Below are 15896 nucleotides of genomic sequence, written 5' to 3' on the forward strand. Positions count from 1 at the left end.
TCCATATGGGCATGTCAGACGGCTCACCGGCGACAAGGCGCGCCCACGTGGCCGGGCGCGACAGCGCATTGGCCTTGATGTGATGCGTTTCCGGGGCGTTGCGGCTCGGCACCCGGGGCACCTGGCGCATGCGGCCGCCGGCATCACCGGGCCACGCTTGTTAAGCTGGGGTTAAGTGCGATTGTCTACGCTATACCTGTACTTACGAGGAGAAGTTTTATGAAGATTCGTTCGCAGTCCCTCGCCGGACTGATCGCCGCCGCTGCGCTCGCCCTGGCCAGCCCGCTCGTCATGGCCCAGGGGATGGGCCAGCAAGGCCAGGGTGGTATGGGCATGCAAGGCGGCCAGGGCGGTAACCCGCAGATGGAGATGCAGCAGCTCCAGCAGACCCTCGCCGAGACCCAGCAGCAAGCCATTCAGAACAACCCGCAGCTGGAGCAGAAAGGCGAAGAACTGGAAAACCTGGTGCTGGACAAGATGGAGTCCGCCGGCTACCAGCCGCGCCGCGATCTGGAAACCCTCGAATCCGCCGAGGAACGCCTGCGCGATCCGGACCTGAGCTCCGAAGAGCGCCAGCAGGTTATCCAGTCCGAGGACGTGCAGCAGGCGCAGATGAACCTGCAGGAGGCCCAGCAGGCGGTCGCGCAGGATCAGGAGATCCGCGAGGCCCAGGAATCCCTGCGTGACGACCTGATGGCCGCCATGCGCCAGGAGAACGCCGATATCGACAACGTGATCGAGCGCATGCAGAGCCTGCAACAGCAGATGCAGCAGCAACAGGGTGGGCAGGGCGGCATGATGCGCTGATCGCGCAGCCCTCCCCTTCCGCCCGACGAAACGCCCGGCTCCCGCGAGGGGGCCGGGCTTTTTTGTGTTCGACCCGGGCGCCCGCAGGACCCCAACGGGGGCTGCCGTCAATCGAGGCGTCCGGTCTCCTGCGCCAGTGCGCGCAATGCGTCCGTCTGCCCCTCGGGCAGCTCGCTCCATTCGAAGCGCCAGCTCCAGTTGCGCTCGTCCACCGTACCGGGGATGTTCATGCGCGCATCCGACCCCAGCTGCAGGGCATCCTGCATGGGCAGGATCGCCAGCTGCGCCGGCGAACGGAACGCCGCGCGGATCAGCGGCCAGGGCATCTCTCCGGCCGGGCCCTCGTCCAGCGTCGCGATTACATGCTGCTGCATCTCCAGGTCCAGGCAACGGAACCAGCCCAGGGTAGTGTCATTGTCATGGGTGCCGGTGTACACGGCACTCAGTTCGTCGTGATTGGCCGGCAGGTAGGGGTTGTCCGGCCCGCCCTCGAAGGCGAACTGCAGGATGCGCATGCCGGGCAGGTCGAAGCGCAGACGCAAGGCCGTCACCTCCGGGGTGATCACGCCCAGGTCCTCTGCCAGCAACGGCAGTACGCCCAGACGGTCCTGCAGCTGTTCAAAGAAGTCGGCACCCGGCCCCGCCACCCAGTGGCCCTGCGTGGCATCCGGCTCGCTTGCCGGCACGGCCCAGCTGGCCTCGAAACCGCGGAAGTGGTCGATCCGCACCGCATCCACCGTCTCCAGCGTCCAGCGCATGCGCTCGACCCACCAGTCGTAGCCCCGTTCGGCCAGACGGTCCCAGCGGTAATGGGGATTGCCCCAGCGCTGGCCGGTCTCGGAGAAGTAATCCGGCGGCACGCCGGCCACCGTCAGGGGGTGCCCCGTCGCATCCAGATCGAACAGGTCGCGGTGGGCCCAGACCTCCGCGGAGTCGTGGGCCACGAAGATGGGCATGTCGCCGAGGATCAGGATATCCCGTGCGCGCGCATGCTCGCGCACGTCCTGCCACTGGTCGAACAGCACGAACTGGGCGAAACGCACGGCCTCCAGGGCCTCCCCCGACTCGGTTTCCACGGCCACCAGGGCCGCCGGATCACGGTCGCGCAACCCCGCCGGCCATTCCCACCAGGGACGGTCGCCCTGGCGTGCGCGAATGACCACGAAGCGCGCGAAATCCTCCAGCCACACCGGCCCCTGAGCGTCGCGAAACGCCTGATAGGCCTGAGCCCAGCCGTCGGCCATCTGCTCCAGCCGTTCCCGCGCCTCGTGCAGCAGGGTCTCGACGGGCGAATCCGGCCCATCCAGGCCCGCGCGTTCGCCAAGACGTTGCGAATCGATCAGACGGACATCCCCCGCGAAGGCGGAGATACTCGCATACGGGGAGCCGTCCTCCTGGGGCGGATGCAGCGGGAGAATCTGCCACAGGCTGAACCCGGCGTCCCGTGCCCAGTCGAGGAAGCGGAAGGCCTCCTGCCCCAGCGTGCCCACCGGGCCCGGACCCGGCAGCGAGACCGGATGCAGCAACACGCCGGCCCGGCGCCGCTGCATCAGGGGGTTACAGTGCTCTTCACCCGCCTCCATCGACTACTGTCCCTTCCGCATGGTCCCACCCGCAGCCGGATCACCACCACCGACCGAAAGCACCTCGCCCAGGGACTCCGGCACTTCCAGGTCGGCCAGCTGGTACAGGCGTGCGAGGTGGCGGCGGTAGAGTTGTTCGAAGTCACTCACTGAGCCGGCCGGGTTGTATTCCCCGAACCACCAGCACCAGTCGGACCCCTCGCAGACCGCCAGCTGCTTGCGCAACTCCGGCGTATCCAGGGCCGGATGCCGTGCGATGGCCTGATCCACGGCCGTCCAGGCCTCGATCAGGCGATCCCAGCCCAGGTTCTTGTCCGGATCGCCGATCCAGGTGGAGAAGGTCCCGTACACCCAGGAACCGGCCACCATGCCCGGCAGTTCACCACGTTCCGTCCGCGGGCCGGTACGCTGGCAGACGTCGGAGAAGGTGCACAGGTTCAGCCGCGGGTTTTCCGCCAGCCGCTCGTACAGCGCCCGCAGGAAGTAAAATCCGTTATCCGGGTAGTACTCCCAGGCATTCTCGCCATCCAGGATGACCGGCACCACGCCACCCTCGGGAGAAGCCTCGGCAATATTTTCCAGGTGTTGCACGAAATCCCCGACGGCATCGTCGGCATGCCAGTCGGCGTAGCGAAACCCGATGGCATCGGACAAGCCGTCATCGCGAAAGAACAGCTCGGTCCTTGCACCTTCCAGGCAATAGGGCCGGTGCAGCCAGCCCTCCTGTTCCGCCGAGCCGGTATGCGACTCGGCCGTCTGCCCCGCCGCGGCCAGGCTGTTGCCCAGCACGGTCTGGCCGCTGGCCGTCCAGCAGATCCCGTAGTCATCCAGCAGGCGCACCGTGGCTTCGCTGAGACTGCCCTCCGACGGCCAGCAGCCGCGTGGACGGAAGCCGAAGTACTGCTCGAACACCTCCAGACCGCGTTCGATGTGCCAGCGCACACGCGCCTCGCCCTCCGGATATGCCGGCGCATTCGGCAACTCGACATCCGGCATCGCCTCGCGTGCCGAGTTCAGGTCCAGAAGCAACGGCATGATCGGGTGCGCATAGGGTGTAAAGGAGAGTTCCACACGCCCCTGCTCCGCCAGTTCACGATAGCGCGGCAGGATCGCCTTCACCTCGTCGCGGATCAGCTTCAGCAGACGACCGCGAACATCGCGGTTGAAACCCGTCTCGGCCTTCAGCCAGCCCTGTACCTCCGGATAGGCGCGGCGCACCGTCTCCCCTAGCCAGGCCAGGTGGTAGCAGGTGGCCAGGTCCTGGAAATAGCGGGTGTCCAGGTGCGCCAGCAGCACCGGGTCCTCCAGCGCCTGGCGCGCCAGCGCCGCCAGGCGCTCGAACAGCGGGAAGGGCTCGATCATCCGCGGGGCATGCGCGCGCAGGCAGACGCGCAGGATCTCGCGACGCTGCACGGGATCCACCGGGACAATGTCCATCTGCAGCAGGTCGAGTACCGGATCGCCAAAGCTCGAGTGACTGCCGATGCCGGCATCCAGCCGTTCACCATAGTCCGCGATCTGCTCCAGCAGGATCGGCGCGAAATTCACCACCGCCCGAGCCTGGGGACAGGCCTCCAGGTGGGCCGCCATGTCGGTGTAGTCCTTCAGCGCATGCAGATAGGTCCACGGCAGCACGTACTCGCGCGCGCCCGAGTCGTAGTACTGCGGCTGATGCATGTGCCAGCACAGCACCACGTCGAGCTGTGGTGCCTGCGTAGCGAGGGCCGTCCTTGCGTCGGATTCAGCGGACATGGTGGGTCGCCTGTCCAAGCATCTCCGGCGTCACCACCCGCACCCCGCCCGGGGAGACGAAGTAGTCGCGGGCATCGGCCTCGTCGTCCACCCCGATCTCCGTCCCGTCCGGCACCCTGCAGCCCTTGTCGATCACCGCGTTGCGGATTACGCAGTTCTCGCCAACGGTCACGCTTGGCAGGATCACCGAGTCCTCGACCGTGGCACAGGCATTGACCTGCACATTCGAGAACAGCAGCGAGTGACGCACGGTACTGCCGGAGATGATGCAGCCGCCGGAAACCATGGAGTCGATCGCCATGCCGCGGCGGTCCTCGTCATCGAACACGAACTTGGCCGGCGGCAGCTGCTCCTGGTAGGTCCAGATCGGCCATTCCGAGTCGTACAGATTCAGTTCAGGGGTCACGCCGATCAGCTCCAGGTTCGCCTGCCAGTAGGAGTCGATCGTCCCCACGTCGCGCCAGTAGCCCTGGCGCACGCCCTGCTCGTCGCGGAACGGATAGGCCATCACCTGGTAGCGCTCGATGATGCCGGGAATGATGTCCTTGCCGAAGTCGTGGCTGGAAAAGGTGTCGTCCGCATCCTTGATCAGCTGCTCGAACAGGAATTCGGTGTTGATCACGTAGATCCCCATGGAAGCCAGCGAGTGGGTCTTGCTGCCGGGGATGAGCGCCGGGTCCTCCGGCTTCTCGGCAAACGAGGTGATGCGGCTGGCGGCATCCACGCCCATGACGCCGAAGGCCTTGGCGCGCTCCTGCTCCACCTCCAGGCAGCCCACCGTCATGTCGGCCCCGCTCTCCACGTGGAAGGCGATCATCTGGCCGTAGTCCATCTTGTAGATGTGGTCGCCGGCCAGGATCAGCACATAGCGTGGGTTGTGCTGCCGGATGATGTCGATGTTCTGATAGACCGCATCGGCCGTCCCGGCGTACCAGGAGGTCTCGATGCGCTGCTGCGCCGGCAGCAGCTCGATGAACTCGCCAAACTCCCCGCGCAGGAAGCTCCAGCCACGCTGCATGTGCTGGATCAGCGAATGTGCCTTGTACTGGGTGACCACCGCCACCTGGCGAATCCCGGAGTTGATGCAGTTGGACAGGGGGAAGTCGATGATGCGGAACTTCCCGCCGAAGGGCACGGCCGGCTTGGCCCGCCACAGTGTCAATTGTTTCAGTCGCGAACCACGTCCGCCGGCCAGGATCAGGGCGAGGGTCTCCCGGGTCAGGCGGCTAACGTAACGTTGCGGTTGTGGAGTCATGCATCCATCCTTGCCAAAAAGAGTGATACCCACGTGTTCGGCCAATCCAACCCGAACCCTGCTGTTCCACCTCCGAAACGCGAGCTTGATCCGAGTATGGCAACAGCCCCCGACAAATGCACCCGCTCCGTCGCCGATTCATTGGGACGTCTGGCCGAGGCGCGACACCATGATCCCCATAGCGTCCTCGGCCGCCATGCGCTGGATCAACAAACCATCTGCTACCGAGCCTGGCTGCCGCACGCGGACGCGGCGTCCATCACACTTTGTGACGGTCGCCCCGCTTCACTGGAACCCGCCGCCGGGTACCCGGGGCTATTCCTGTGGCAAGGCCCGTCGGCCGACCTCCCCGCGCACCCGCAGCTGGAGTGGCACGCCGAGGGTGGCACAGCCACGTTGCAGCACATTGACCCTTGGAGTTTCGCCCCGGATATTGCCGAATTCGACCGCCACCTATTCGCCGAGGGCCGTCACTGGCACGCCCACCGCATGCTGGGCGCCCATCTCGTCACGCGCGAAGGCGTCGCGGGCGTGCGTTTCTCCGTCTGGGCACCCAATGCGGAACGCGTCTCCGTGGTCGGCGACTTCAACCGCTGGGACGGCCGTTGCCACCCGATGACGGTCCACTCCGGGAGCGGCATCTGGGAGCTTTTCGTCCCCGGATTGACCGCGGAAACGCTGTACAAGTTCGAGATCCGCAATCGTGAACACGGCAGCCTGCACCTGAAGAGCGACCCGTATGCCCGGTCCTATCAGCTGCGGCCCGAGACCGCCTCGCGCATCCAGCCCGCCAGCACCCATGCCTGGAACGACGAGCACTGGATGCGCAACCGCGACCCGGAGGCCTGGAAACACCGCCCGATGAGCATCTACGAGGTGCACCTGGGGTCCTGGCAGCGAAGCCCCGAGGGCGAATGGCCCAACTACCGCGATCTGGCCGAGCGCCTGGTGCCCTACGCGCGGGACATGGGCTTCACCCACCTCGAGCTGCTGCCGGTCACCGAGCACCCGTTCGATGGCTCATGGGGCTACCAGAGCACCGGCTTTTTCGCCCCCACCTCGCGCTTCGGCGACCCGGACGACTTCCGCTACCTGGTCGACCAGGCGCACCAGGCCGGTCTCGGCGTCATCCTCGACTGGGTGCCCGGGCACTTCCCGCGCGACGAGTTCGCGCTGGCCCGCTTCGACGGCACCGCGCTTTACGAGCACGCCGACCCGCGCATCGGTGAACACCGCGGCTGGGGCACGCTGATCTTCAACTACTCGCGCCCCGAGGTCCGCAACTTCCTGCTCTCCAGCGCCCTGTGCTGGGTCGAGGACTTCCACCTCGACGGCCTGCGCGTGGATGCCGTGGCCTCCATGCTCTACCGCGACTACGACCGCGAGGGCGAAGACTGGCTGCCCAACATCCACGGCGGCAACGAGAACCTCGAGGCGATCGACTTCCTGCGCCACCTGAACGAGACTGTCCAGACCAGCCACCCCGGCGTCGCCATGATTGCCGAGGAATCGACCGCTTGGCCGGGTGTCAGCCGCCCGCCGTCCATGGGCGGGCTGGGCTTCACCATGAAGTGGAACATGGGCTGGATGCACGACACCCTGACCTACTTCGGCATGGACCCGATCTACCGCACCCACCACCATGGCCAGCTCACCTTCGGCCAGCTCTACGCCTACAGCGAGAACTTCGTACTGCCGTTCTCGCACGACGAGGTGGTGCACGGAAAACGCAGCCTGCGCGGGCGCATGCCCGGCAACGAGTGGGAGCAGCACGCCAACCTGCGCCTGCTCTACAGCTGGCAGTGGCTCTACCCCGGCAAGAAGCTGCTGTTCATGGGCCAGGAGTTCGGCCAGGGCCCCGAATGGTCCGAGGATCGCGAGCTGGACTGGTACGTGCTGCAGTACCCGCTGCACCAGGGCCTGCAGAACCTGGTGCGCGACCTCAACCGGGTGTACCGCGAAGACCCGGCCCTGCACGCCCGCGAATTCGAGCCGGACGGCTTCGACTGGCTGGACTGCGACGACGCCGGGCACTCCACGCTCAGCTTCGTGCGCCGCGACCACCAGGGTCGCCAGGTGGTCGTGGTGCTGAACCTGACGCCCATGGAACGCGCGGCCTATCCGGTACCCGCACCGCATGCCGGGCGCTGGCGGGTCACCCTGAACACGGATGCGGAAGTCTACGGCGGTGGCTCACGCGGCCCGGCAGAGGCCTACGCCGAGCCGCTCGAACGTCACGGCCATCCCGCCACGCTCTACCTGCACCTCCCGCCGCTCGCGGCGCTGCTGCTGGAACCGGTCGCAGACTGACATCACGCCGCCTCGGCTACTCGATGCCCAGACGCTTGATCTTGCGCCACAGCGACACGCGGTCAATGCCCAGCAGCCGCGCAGCCCGGGTGCGGTTGCCTCCGGTCTGCTCCAGCGCCTGACGGATCTGCAACACCTCCTGCTCATCCAGCGTCCGCAGCGGGGCCGCGTCCTCGTGCACTACGCGGGCGCGGGTCTCGCGCAGGGCGCGCGGCAGATCGGCCAGGGTCAGATTCGCCGTACGTGCCAGTGCCACCCCGCGTTCGATAATGTTGGACAGCTCGCGCACGTTCCCGGGGTAGTCATGCTCGACCAGGCGCTCCAGCGCCTCCGGCTCGATGTCGTCGATGCGCTTGCCCATCGACAAGGCGTGGCGCTTGAGGAAGTAGTAGGCCAGCAGCGGGATATCGTCGCGCCGATCGCGTAGCGGTGGCAGCAGCAGGTTCACCACGTTCAGACGGAAATACAGGTCCTCGCGCATCTCGCCACGATCCACCGCACGATCCAGGCGCCGGTTGCTGGCGGCGATCACCCGCACATCCACCGGGATCGGCGTCCGCCCGCCGACCCGCAGCACTTCGCGTTCCTGCAGGACCCGCAGCAGGTTCACCTGCATCGCCGGACTGGTTTCCGCGACCTCGTCGAGGAACAGTGTGCCCCCCGCCGCGGTCTCGAACAGGCCCTTCTTCTGCTGGGTGGCCCCGGTGAACGCGCCCTTCTCGTGGCCGAACAGCTCGCTGCTCAGCAGTTCGTCCTGCAGTGCCCCGCAGTTGACCGCGAGAAACGGCCCCTCGGCCCGCGCGCTGTGGTTATGGATGTAGCGCGCCAGCAATTCCTTGCCGGTCCCGCTCTCGCCCGTCAGCACCACATTGCAGTCGGTGGGCGCAATCTGGCGCGCGGTCTCCAGCAACCGCTGCATGGCCGTGTCCTGTGCCACCAGGGTCGCCTTGCGCCCGCCCTGGTCCACTTGATCGCGCAGGGTGCGGTTGTCGCGCCGCAGGCGGGTGAATTCCACCGCCTTGGCCACGACCTCGCGCACCTCGTCGATACGAAACGGCTTGGCAATGTAGTGGAAGGCCCCGGCCTTCATCGCCTCCACCGCGGAGTCCAGGGTGGCGTGCCCGGTGATCATGATCACCGCCAAGTCCGGATCCAGCTCGCGCGCCCGGCGCAGGATCTCCATACCGTCCACCCCGACCATGCGCAGGTCGGTCAGGACGGCGTCAAAGCGCTCCTGCTCCAGTGCGCGCAAACCCGTCGCTCCCTCCTCGCGGGTCGTCACAGAATACGGGGAATGCCGAAAGACCTGCTCCAGCTGGCGGCAGGCAATCGGCTCGTCGTCAATCACCAGCAGGCGCGCCTCCCGCATTTCGCCGGCCGGAGACGTCCGACGACCGTTGTCCTCGCGACTCATGCGCGGTCCCCGCATTCGCAGGGCAGCCAGACCTGGAACCGCGTCCCGCCCATCGGGCAGCGACTGACGCCGATTGCCCCTCCGTGGTCCTGGACGATTTCCTGGGCCACGAACAGGCCCAGGCCCGAACCGCTCCCCTCGTCCCGTCCGCGGTAAAACGGCTCGAATACGTGATCCAGCGCCGCGTCCGGGATCCCCGGACCGTCGTCGTCGATCGAAATCCGCACGACTGGAGTCAAATCCTGGCCGTGCACCACAAGATCGCCGACCACATGCCCGCCGGGACCCGGCCTCAGGTCCGCCAGGCGGCCCCGCTGGGCCTGGATGTGGACTTCTACGTCGTCGCCCCCTGCCTCGAAGGCATTGCGTAACAGGTTCACGAACACCTGCTGCAACCGCTCGGGGTCCACGGTGACCTGGAGGGCATCATCCACTCGCATGGTCACCTGATCCGCAGGGAGCGTGGCACGGATCAGATCGAGTGCCCCGTCCAGGATGGTCTTCAGCGAGCGGCACTCCTCCCGTTTGGGGCTCCGAGGCTGCTGGCGCGAATACATGAGCAGTCCGCGCACGATGTTCTGCGCCCGCGCCGTCTCGCCCTCGGCCTGCTGCAGCCACTCTTCAAGCAAGGCCGGATCACCGCCCCGCCCTTCCTCCGCGACCAGCTGCAGTGCCGTGGAGATATTGCCCAAGGGGTTGTTCAACTCGTGGGCCACACCCGATACCAGCACCCCCAGGGCCGCCAGCCGCTCGGAACGGCGCAGATCCTGGCTCCGCGCATCCAGCTCATCCAGCATCGCATTGAAGGCGTGGGTAAAGGACACCAGTTCGCGATCCTGGTTGGGCGCAGTCAGACGCCTGCGCGACCCCGCCCCGATCGCCCGCAGCTGGTCCTCTACCGAGCGCAGCGGGGCGAGGATCCGCCGCGCCAGCCACCAGCCGCCCAGAAGGACCAGCACCAGCACGATACTCGTCGCCAGCAGCAATTCCGTACGTGATACCTGAACCCCGGTGCGCAGGTTCTCGCGCTCGCGCTGACTCAGCACCTTGGTCAGCGCCGAGGCCTCGCCGCCGGCGTTGCGAATGGACTCGACCAGCTGCTCGCGCTGCTCACCCGCCAGCCCGGGATACCGGCCCAGCCCCGTGCGATACAACTCCAGAACGGCCTGTAACTCGTCGAGCTCGCCGGGGCGCGCATGTTGCGCCAGCGCCGCCTCGTTCTCGCGCACCCGTTCCAGCGCCGCCTCGGCATGGTCCCGCGCCGCAGCCAAGTCCCCATGCTCCCCGGAGCCATAGAACTTCTTCTCGAAGCGGCGCATCTCGAGACTGTCCTGCAACAGCTCGGCTACCACGTCCCCCTGTTGCAGCCGCGTCTCGATGGTCGAAAGCGCGATGTACTGCGCGAGCACCAGACCCAGCACCAACCCAACCACTCCGGCATACACCCAGCGGACCTTGCTGCGCAGACTGCGCCCCATAACGTTACTCGTTGCAATAGCGAACGCTACATTCTGCAACGCCCGGATGGTCGCCCGCAACGCTATTCGCGGCCCCTCACATAGTCAAACGTTACATGGTGCAACACACGCCTCCTCAACACCCCATCACAAATCGGATAAGTCATTGTTTTTACGAAGTGGCACGCGATCTGCATAGAGGCTTCGTGGACGAACCACAACGGAGACATCGATGCCTGCCCTGAGCCACACCATGAAACAGATCCTCGAAGGCCTGGCCTATGCCGACCTCGCCGAGATGCAACCGATGGGCGACAAGTATCGTGCGCTCGCAAACGATAACCCGACCGCGAATCCGCCATCAGTCAGCGCACCTCAAGCCGCTGCGCAGCCCGCACCGCGCCGGCGGATTGGCCTGTTCGTCGGGCCATTCGCCCCGCGCCCCGTGTTCGACTATGCCGCCGACAGCTGCGAGCGCCTGGATGCCGAGCTGGTTGTCCTGACCTTTCTGGGCAAGGCCGAGGCCGGCGCGCTGATCGACGGCTTCATTCGTGACACCGGCCCCCTGCCGCACGGCGTTCACATCGAGGCCCTGACCGGCGACCCGGAACGGGCCCTGCGCCGGGTCCTCGGTCGCGGTCTGCGTCTGGACTTCCTGGTCTGCGACGAACAGGGCTACCTCGGCCACCAGATCCTGGCCACCGAGACGGCCGCGGAATTGCCGGTGGTCATGGTCGCCGCACCCCGCAAACCGCGGCCGGGCGACACCCGGACCGCGCCGTCCGGCGCCGCGCTCCCCTCCGCGGGCTAGTCATCCCCGTCGAGTTGCAGACCCGGCCGTAGCGCATCGCGGCCGGGCCGAACGCGTTGGCCCGAATCCGAAACAAGGAACACCCCACCTACATGAATACCGACCGGATCTACCGCCTGTTTCCCTTTCTCGCCTGGTTTCCCATGTCCGGGAAATCCGTCCGTGCCGACGTCATGGCCGGCCTCAGCGTCGCCATGATCCTGGTGCCCCAGGGCATGGCCTATGCCACACTCGCGGGCCTCCCGGTGGTGTACGGGCTGTACGCCTCGGCGATCCCGGCGATCGTCGGCTCGCTGTGGGGCTCCTCGCGCTTTCTGCATACCGGGCCGGTCGCGATGCTGTCGCTGCTGTCGGCCGCGTCGCTCGCGCCGTTCGCGGTGGCCGGCACGGAATACTTTATCCAGCTCTCGATCCTGCTCGCGCTGATGGTCGGCATCATGCGCCTTCTGCTGGGCGTATTCCGCCTCGGCATCCTGATGAACTTCGTCTCCCAGCCGGTCATCGTCGGCTTCACCAACGCGGCGGCGCTGATCATCGGACTCTCCCTGATCAACACCTTCTTCAATGTCCCGAAGCCCGATACCGGCGCCTTCCTGACCGACTTCGCCGGCGTCATTGCCCAGCTGGGGGAGGCCCACTGGCCGACCATCGCCTTCGGCGCCGGCACCCTGGTCACCCTCATCGTGATGCGACGGATCATGCCCCGCCTGCCGGGCGTGCTGGTGGTCGTCGTGCTGGGTACGCTACTCAGCGCCCTGACCGGCTTCGAGAACAACGAACGCATCACGCATGGGCAGATCCAGGCCACCGACGTGCGCAACCTGTACCAGGAGCTCGCCGCAACCCGCACGGAGATGGGTACCACGTCGGAAGAGCTGAGCGAGGCCAACAGCGCACTCAAGGAGGCCGAGAAGGCGGGCGAGGAATCACCCGACCTGGCGGTGCGCGTGGCCCGCCTGGAGGTCCGCGAGTCGCAACTCAAGCGCGAACTGAGCGACCTGCGCATAACAGCCCACCAGGTGCGCCTGGAGCGCACCGAGACCGCAGACGGCCAGGCGCGCTACCGCGCCTGGCATGCCGATGCCGAGGGCCGCCCATGGCGGCTGTCCGGCTTCGACGAGGAGCGCATCATTGTCGCTTCCGGCGGCCAGGTCGTCGGCACGATCCCCCAGGGACTGCCCAGCCTGCAGCTACCGGTGCTGGACTGGAAGGTCATCCCGGCCCTGCTGCCCGCCGCGTTCGTGATGGCCCTGATCGGCTTCATGGAGGCGACCTCCATCGCGCGCGCGCTCGCCGCCCAACGGCGCGAGAAGCTGAACCCGAATCAGGAACTGATCGGCCAGGGTCTGGCCAACATCGTCGGGAGCTTCTTCCAGTCCTACTCCGTCAGCGGCTCGTTCTCGCGCTCGGCGGTCGCGGCCCGCTCCGGCGCACAAAGCGGACTGTTCGCGGTGGTCAGCGCGATCGGCGTGCTGATCACCATGCTGTTCCTGACCCCCTATCTCTACCATCTGCCCCAGGCAGTGCTGGCGGCCATCGTGATATCGGCGGTGTTCGGCTTGCTCGACTTCCGGGCCCTGGCGCGGTCGTGGACCATCAACCGCGCCGATGGCCTGGCCGGGTTCCTGACCTTCTTCGTCACGCTGTACATGGCCCCGGATCTCGCCAATGGCGTGATCGTCGGCGTAATCCTGTCATCGCTGCTGTTCCTGGTCGGCACCGTGCGCCCGCGTTCCGAGATCCAGGGCCTGCGCCCCGACGGTTCCCTGGCCGGGGCGATCAGCAACGACCTGCGTCCGGCCGGCCCGAACTTCACCGTACTGCGCTTCGATGCCTCGTTGGTGTTCATGAACGTCGCCCACTTCGAGGACGCGGTCATGGACGCCGTCGCGCGCAACCCGAATGCCCGGGCGGTGCTGGTGCTCGGCAACAGTATCAACCGCATCGACGCCTCGGGCGTGGACAAGGTGCGCGCCCTGATCGGCGACCTTGCGGCCGCCGACTGCAAGCTGATGTTCAGTGGTCTCAAGAAACCCGTCCGCGAGGCCATGGAACGTGCCGGCCTGCTGGACGAGATCGGCCGCGGAAACATCTTCCCCAACAAGCGCGTCGCCCTCGCCGAACTGCAGCAGCGCGCCCTCGGCACCCCGGACCGAGTGGAAACCGCCAACCCGGCACCACCCGGCGCTCGAGGCGACGATAATCCATCGTGAAGGGAGGCCGGGACTCGCCCATGCAAGGCCGGCCTTCCCGTCTATACTCGGCAGAAAGCGAGCATGCAACCCGTGGCGAACCCGAATTGACGCGTTTCGAGGAGATCCAGCTGGACGGCGCACACGCGATTGGGCCTTTGCGTGGGGGCCGCCTGATCAGAACCTTTCCTGACGCGCCCGGGGCGCAATGCGATACTGACGCGCAGCCGGTCCTTGCCACTCCCCAGAACCCACCATCAGGTCTCGAACTCATGAATCTGCGCCTTCTCTCCCTTGCCGTCGCCCCGCTCATCGTCCTGCTGGCGGCGTGCAGCCCCGGTCAGTCCGACACCATCCCGCTCGAGTCGATACAGGCCATCGTCGACATCGGCCAGGAACACGGTTTCGACACCTTCGAGGAACTGGAGGCAGAAAGTGACCGGGAATTCGTCCTCAAGGGCTGGGACGACGCACAACTGCGCATGGAGACCCGGTTTAATCTGGATGGTGATCTGCTTCGCGAAGAACGCGTACGCGACCCCGATCACGCGGCGGGCATGACCGCCCAGATGATCCTCCGCTCAGCGGCCGTCGCGCGGGATCACGGCATGCTCCGCTTCAAGGAGATCGAGTTCGAAGACGACGGCGTCATCGAGCTCGAGGGCATCACCGAAGACGGCGACGAGCTGAACATCCGACTCGATGGCGAAGATTTTACGCTGCTGTCACTCGAACGCGACTGACGAAACGCTGCCCCCTTCGCCGCCCTCGAACCGAGCCCGGTCGGCATGACCGACGTGCGAGGGTTCAGGCCTCCGGGCGCAGGTGCGGAAACAGCAGCACGTCGCGGATCGACGCGCTGTCGGTCAGCAGCATCACCAGGCGGTCGATGCCAATGCCCTCCCCGGCGGTCGGCGGCAGGCCGTACTCCAGCGCGCGGATGTAATCGGCATCAAAGTGCATGGCCTCGTCGTCACCGGCGTCCTTCTCCGCGACCTGGGCGCGGAAGCGCTCGGCCTGGTCTTCCGGATCGTTCAGCTCGGAGAAGCCGTTCGCGATCTCGCGCCCGCCGACAAACAACTCGAAGCGATCGGTGACGAACGGGTCATCGTCGTTGCGCCGCGCCAGTGGCGAGACCTCGGTCGGATAGGCGGTAATAAAGGTCGGGTGACGCAGCTGGTTCTCGGCGGTGTACTCGAAGATCTCGGTCCACAGCTTGCCCAGACCGAAGCTCGGCTTGATCGGGATCTCCAGGCGCTCGCAGTGCGCGCGCACCTTCTCGATGTCGTCCAGGTCGGCGTCCGCGATCTCGGCATTGTGGGCCAGGATCGCCTCGCGCACGCTCATGCGGGTGAACGGCTTGCCAAAATCGTAGCTCTCGCCCTGGTACTCAATGGTGGTCGTGCCCAGCACGTCCTCGCACAGCCCGCGCAGCAGGGTCTCGGTGCGATCCATCAGCGCGCGGTAGTCCACGAACGCCTCGTAGAACTCGAGCATGGTGAACTCGGGGTTGTGCCGCGTGGACAACCCCTCGTTGCGGAAATTGCGGTTGATCTCGAAGACCTTCTCGAAGCCGCCGACCACCAGGCGCTTGAGATACAGCTCCGGCGCGACGCGCAGGTACAGCGGCATATCCAGCGCGTTGTGATGGGTGGTGAACGGCCGCGCGGTCGCCCCGCCCGGGATCACCTGCATCATCGGGGTCTCCACCTCGATGAAATCCTGATCCTCGAAGTACTCGCGAATGTAGCGCACGATCCGGGTACGGGTGCGGAACAGCTCGCGGCTGTCCAGGCTGGTGATCAGGTCCACGTAGCGCTGGCGATACCGCTGTTCCTGATCGGTCAGGCCGTGGAACTTCTCCGGCAGCGGACGCAGGCTCTTGGTCAGCAGACGCAGCTCGTCGAGCTGGACCGTCAATTCCCCGGTCTTGGTCTTGAACAGCGTGCCCTGGCCACCGACGATATCGCCCAGATCCCACTGCTTGAACGCCGGGTACACGCCCTCCGGCAGGCTGTCACGCTGCGCGAACAACTGGATGTCGCCCGACTGATCGCGCAGGCGAATGAAGCTTGCCTTGCCCATCACGCGCTTGCCGACCATGCGCCCGGCGACCGTCACGCGAATCCCCTGGGCCTCCAGCGCCTCGCCTTCGGTTTCGTCGTGCGCGGCGTGCAGCGCACCCGCCAGCGCATCGCGACGGAAATCGTTGGGGAACGCCGGACCGGCCGCGCGCAGCTCGTTCAGCTTGCTGCGGCGCTGTGCGATCAGCTTGTTCTCGTCAGTGGTTTCGGTCATCAGAAATCCATGCAATA

General features: G+C 66.4%; 11 protein-coding genes. 5 read left to right on the forward strand and 6 right to left on the reverse strand.

The window, feature by feature from the left end; genetic code table 11:
- The first annotated feature begins 219 nt into the window (after window positions 1-219).
- The gene (locus D575_RS0110510; protein ID WP_018145874.1) at window positions 220-807 is read left to right on the forward strand and encodes a hypothetical protein; all 588 of its coding nucleotides are present in this window, start codon (window positions 220-222) and stop codon (window positions 805-807) included.
- Between the two features lie 107 nt (window positions 808-914).
- On the opposite strand, the gene malQ is transcribed toward D575_RS0110510, so the two are convergent.
- Genes malQ through glgC form a run of 3 tightly spaced genes read right to left on the reverse strand, consistent with a single transcriptional unit; the run spans window position 915 to window position 5397 of the window.
- Window positions 915-2390, reverse strand: coding sequence for a 4-alpha-glucanotransferase (gene malQ, locus D575_RS0110515; RefSeq protein ID WP_026182122.1), 1476 nt, complete (start codon window positions 2388-2390; stop codon window positions 915-917).
- 3 nt (window positions 2391-2393) lie between these two features.
- A complete protein-coding gene (locus tag D575_RS0110520) occupies window positions 2394-4142 on the reverse strand; it encodes a glycoside hydrolase family 57 protein (RefSeq protein WP_026182123.1) in 1749 nt (582 codons plus the stop codon).
- Window positions 4132-5397 (reverse strand): glucose-1-phosphate adenylyltransferase, encoded by a 1266-nt coding sequence (gene glgC, locus D575_RS0110525; protein WP_018145877.1) that lies wholly within the window; start codon window positions 5395-5397, stop codon window positions 4132-4134. The genes D575_RS0110520 and glgC overlap by 11 nt, the downstream gene beginning before the upstream one ends.
- Window positions 5398-5493: 96 nt before the next feature.
- Here glgC and glgB point away from each other — a divergent pair, with 96 nt between their 5' ends.
- Window positions 5494-7707, forward strand: a complete 2214-nt coding sequence (glgB, locus tag D575_RS0110530; RefSeq protein WP_081612123.1) for a 1,4-alpha-glucan branching protein GlgB — start codon at window positions 5494-5496, stop codon at window positions 7705-7707.
- A 16-nt stretch (window positions 7708-7723) separates the two neighbouring features.
- On the opposite strand, the gene D575_RS0110535 is transcribed toward glgB, so the two are convergent.
- The gene (locus D575_RS0110535) at window positions 7724-9121 is read right to left on the reverse strand and encodes a sigma-54 dependent transcriptional regulator (protein WP_026182125.1); all 1398 of its coding nucleotides are present in this window, start codon (window positions 9119-9121) and stop codon (window positions 7724-7726) included.
- The gene (locus D575_RS0110540; RefSeq protein ID WP_018145880.1) at window positions 9118-10599 is read right to left on the reverse strand and encodes a HAMP domain-containing sensor histidine kinase; all 1482 of its coding nucleotides are present in this window, start codon (window positions 10597-10599) and stop codon (window positions 9118-9120) included. The genes D575_RS0110535 and D575_RS0110540 overlap by 4 nt, the downstream gene beginning before the upstream one ends.
- A 211-nt stretch (window positions 10600-10810) precedes the next feature.
- Here D575_RS0110540 and D575_RS0110545 point away from each other — a divergent pair, with 211 nt between their 5' ends.
- The 3 genes from D575_RS0110545 (at window position 10811) to D575_RS0110555 (ending at window position 14324) form a co-directional block, all read left to right on the forward strand.
- Entirely contained in the window at window positions 10811-11389 is a 579-nt protein-coding gene (locus tag D575_RS0110545) for a hypothetical protein (protein ID WP_018145881.1), read from the forward strand.
- Between the two features lie 92 nt (window positions 11390-11481).
- Window positions 11482-13602: a SulP family inorganic anion transporter gene (locus D575_RS0110550; RefSeq protein ID WP_018145882.1), complete on the forward strand. Its 2121-nt coding sequence runs from the start codon at window positions 11482-11484 to the stop codon at window positions 13600-13602.
- 251 nt (window positions 13603-13853) lie between these two features.
- The gene (locus D575_RS0110555; RefSeq protein WP_018145883.1) at window positions 13854-14324 is read left to right on the forward strand and encodes a PepSY domain-containing protein; all 471 of its coding nucleotides are present in this window, start codon (window positions 13854-13856) and stop codon (window positions 14322-14324) included.
- A 64-nt stretch (window positions 14325-14388) separates the two neighbouring features.
- Here D575_RS0110555 and lysS read toward each other — a convergent pair whose 3' ends face one another.
- Window positions 14389-15879, reverse strand: a complete 1491-nt coding sequence (gene lysS, locus D575_RS0110560; protein WP_018145884.1) for a lysine--tRNA ligase — start codon at window positions 15877-15879, stop codon at window positions 14389-14391.
- Window positions 15880-15896: the final 17 nt, after the last annotated feature.

This window comes from Thioalkalivibrio sp. AKL6, from assembly GCF_000376905.1.
In the GTDB taxonomy this organism is placed as follows: Bacteria; Pseudomonadota; Gammaproteobacteria; order Ectothiorhodospirales; family Ectothiorhodospiraceae; genus Thioalkalivibrio; species Thioalkalivibrio versutus.